The organism is Bartonella sp. ML70XJBT.G (genome assembly GCF_028618575.1).
Classification (GTDB): Bacteria; Pseudomonadota; Alphaproteobacteria; order Rhizobiales; family Rhizobiaceae; genus Bartonella.
The window spans coordinates 1-3,570 of sequence record NZ_JAQITA010000058.1; the positions used below are offsets into that span (position 1 = coordinate 1).

A 3,570-nucleotide genomic window follows, 5' to 3' on the forward strand; every position below is an offset into this window, starting at 1 on the left:
TCGGTCATTCAAAGCGAAATCGATGACATCACGGATGAGTATATTGGTCAAATCCAAGAAAGTATTTTTGCTGCCATTCGTTTTTGTGAGAGGGAAAGTTTTTACTTTAACGAAAGCCGTGATGTGGTGTTTACAACGCAGGCAGGGAAGGGCGTCTATGATGCAACAGATACCCGCCATATCGAAACAGCTGTAAAAATCAAAAGTGTGTTTCTGTTTTCCGATCAACATCACAAGATTGAATTGAAGCAAAGAAGTCCTTTTTCTTTAGAGCCTTCATTGTCTTCAGACCAGCAGGGAACGCCGGTTTATTACAGTTACTTTGATAGAAAATTGCATCTTTATCCCACACCGGATAGAGCTTATCAGGTTCAACTCCTTCTCTCACCAGTGCGTTTGGAAGAGCTTGAGAATGCCAATCAGGAACACCCATGGTTTGTGCATGGGTTTGACTTGATTAAAGCCCGTGCAAAATATGAATTGTACAAGAATATACTCAAAGAGCCCGATTGTGCAGCAGCAGCTTATAATGACTTTAACGAGCAGTTACATACCTTGCGTGCAGAGACGTCTCAACGTCATAATGTTAGCAGAATAATACCAACGGATTTCTAAGATGGTTTTTTTTCCGATAGCCGATTATCGACCAGATGTTGCGGTTGTTAACAGCAGCTTTACGGATACCCTTGTGAATGTTTTACCTGCAGATGGTTGTTATATACCGATGCCTAGTGCAAGGGTTATTTCTGCGCCTTTAGAAGAGAAGCCATTGGGTTGTATAGCTTTTAGAACCAGCCATGGTGTCAAGATCATCGTAGGAGGAGCACAAAAGCTTTATAGCTATGATAGCCAAACGCGTTGTTGGAAAGACATAAGCCAAAGTGGTGTGACCTATCAAGCCCATGAAGAGAACAAGTGGTCATTTGCTTTGTTTGGTGAAACCATTATTGCGGTGAACAAAAATGACAAACCACAGGCATTCAATGTTCGGAGTTCAGAGAGATTTGCAGATTTAGGAGGCAATCCGCCGAGAGCAGGCTTGGTGAAGGTTTGGGGACCTTTTGTTTGTCTGATGCAATTGACAGATCATCCCAATCGCATTCATTGGTCAGGTTTGAATGATGCAACACATTGGACGGTTAAGGATAAAAATTGCGATTTTCAGGATTTTCCGGATGGAGAATATGTGCAGGGAGCAACAGAATCCACGAACCCCGTCATTTTTATGCGTTCTGCTATTTATGTAGGAACCTTTGTTCCAGGTTCTAAGATTGTGTTTACGTTTCAAAAGATACAAGACAAGCGAGGAGCACGAAGTGCAGGCTCTATCGCTTGCCATGGCAGTGATGCTTTTTTTGCCAGTGATGGCGGTTTTTATCAGATGAGTGGTGATGGTCAGATTTTCCCAATAGGTTTTGAAAAGGTTGATAGAACGGTATTTTCGACCTTTGATAAGTTTGCTCTTGATGGCATGCAAGGTGTGATAGACCCTATCCATAATCGCGTTTACTGGTCTTTGAAAGGTGGCAATAACAAGCAAACGACCTTTGTTTATGATTGGGGCTTGCAGAAATGGTCAACGATACAGGGTGATCCTTTCACATTGTTTCCAGTTTTTACCACAGGCTATACCTTAGAACAGTTGGATGAGATTTCGACCAGTCTTGAGGGGTTAGAGGTTTCGCTTGATAGTGCAATTTGGCAAAGTGGCGCGCCAATGCTTGGTGGGTTTGATGGTCATAACCGTCTTGTTGTGTTTACAGGAGCCCCTATGGAGGCGACCCTTGTTTCGCAAGAGATGGGAGCACCCGATGGCAGTTTTAGTTTTATCACCAAGATGTTTGCAGAAGTGGATACTCTGGAAGGTTTTTTAAGCATAGGAGAAAGACGCCTTCGCAACGACAAGACGCCGATCACATGGCATAAGGAGAGGGTATGTTCCTTTGTCACGGGCGCCTATCATGGACGCTCACGCAATCGTTATCACCGCTTTAAATTGCGTATTCCAGAAGGGGAGTCTTGGAAGCATATTACGGGGTTTGAGGTTGATTTACGCCCTTTAGGCAGAGGGTAATGGCAAAAGTCTATTTGACCAGTTCTTGGGATCTTGAGCGTATAGCCCCGTACTTTGACGAGATACTTTCTTCATTGAGTGCGTATGTAGAGCGTTTCAAACATGAAGTTACGTTGCCAGAACTCATTGAAGCCATTTGTAGTGGCAAGAAACAGTTATGGCTTATTTTGGATGATGAAGATCAGTTTTTAGCGGCAGTTACAACACAGCTTCAATATACGGCACTAGGAAAGAAACGCGCCTTGATTTGTGAATGTAGTGGCAAGGGCGTTCTTGATTTGGTTGACAATCTGCAATTTGCAGAGGATTGGGCGCGTGAGAATGGCGCCTTTGAAATAGAGATTTTAGGTCGCTTAGGTTGGAAACGTGCATTAGAGAAGCAAGGTTACGGCATAGATATGCTTTATTATAGGAAGGAATTGAGAAATGGGGAGCAAGAGTCCAGCAACAACAGAACAGAGGCAGGTGCAGACAAGCGCCCCTCCTAGTTGGGTGGAGAGTATCTTTAAACGTGGTGGTAGAGATGCGCTCAATCTTTATGCTTCAGGAGCAGGTGGGAATGTTTATGGAGGACCACGCGTTGCACCGTTAAGTGCGCCAACCTACCATGCGATTGGAGGTCTTGGAAGTATTCCTAGTTATTACCAAAACCGTTCTTTAGTGAATTTGCTCCAGAGTCCAACAGCGGCAGCAAATAATCTTGGAGTCATGGCTTCAGGTGGGATGGTTGGACAGAATCCCTCTTTTAATGCTGCGCTTCAAAATAGCTTAGACCGTGTAAGAGATACGATTAACAGCTCTTTTGCGGGAGCAGGTCGTTATGGTTCAGGTGCCCATACGGGTGTGTTAGCAAATGAACTTGGCGCTTTATCTACGAGCGCTACAGCGAACCAATATAATCAAGACGTGCAGAATATGATGCAAGCCAATGCCATGATTGACCAAGCCAATCAAAATCAATTGGGAGCATCAAATAACTTCTTACAGGGTTATGGCAACGCTTATACGAATATGTTGCAGGGAAGCGGTGTTTTGAATGATTACAATCAACGCCTCGTTGATGCCAATCGTGAACGTTGGCTGGAACAAGACAATAGCGGTTGGAACAGATTGAACATGTTGAGGAATGCCGGTCATGGCTTTGCAGGCAATTATGGCACGACGACGAATAATAACACCGCTTCAGTGATAGCAGGCAACAATCCTTGGCAGAATGTAGGGACTATAGGATCTTTAGCGCTTCAAACAGCGCCAATGGCTTTTGGTTACATGGTGGGTGGTCCAATAGGAGCGGCGTTGGCAGCAGGAGCGTCGCCAGCACTCCTCGACCTTTTAAAGCAGAAACAATAACTGAAGAATAATTAAACAAGAGTTTTGTAGGAGGGCGTTATGGCATTTCCATTATTAGGCTTATTAGCTGGAGCAGGAACTGGGGCGGCATTGCGATATGGACCTCATATTTTGAGATATCTTTATCCTCGTGTGGCTCCCAAAGC

General features: G+C 44.3%; 4 protein-coding genes. All 4 read left to right on the top strand.

Annotated elements, in window-relative coordinates:
• On the top strand, nucleotides 1-615 hold a 615-nt coding region (locus tag PVV64_RS10115; protein ID WP_273760861.1), incomplete at its 5' end, for a hypothetical protein.
• 1 nt (nucleotide 616) lies between these two features.
• A complete protein-coding gene (locus PVV64_RS10120; RefSeq protein WP_273760862.1) occupies nucleotides 617-2,074 on the top strand; it encodes a hypothetical protein in 1,458 nt (485 codons plus the stop codon).
• Complete coding sequence (locus PVV64_RS10125) at nucleotides 2,074-2,562, top strand: hypothetical protein (RefSeq protein WP_273760863.1); 489 nt, start codon at nucleotides 2,074-2,076, stop codon at nucleotides 2,560-2,562. The genes PVV64_RS10120 and PVV64_RS10125 overlap by 1 nt, the downstream gene beginning before the upstream one ends.
• A complete protein-coding gene (locus tag PVV64_RS10130; protein WP_273760864.1) occupies nucleotides 2,501-3,424 on the top strand; it encodes a hypothetical protein in 924 nt (307 codons plus the stop codon). Before PVV64_RS10125 ends, PVV64_RS10130 begins: the two co-directional genes overlap by 62 nt.
• Nucleotides 3,425-3,570: the final 146 nt, after the last annotated feature.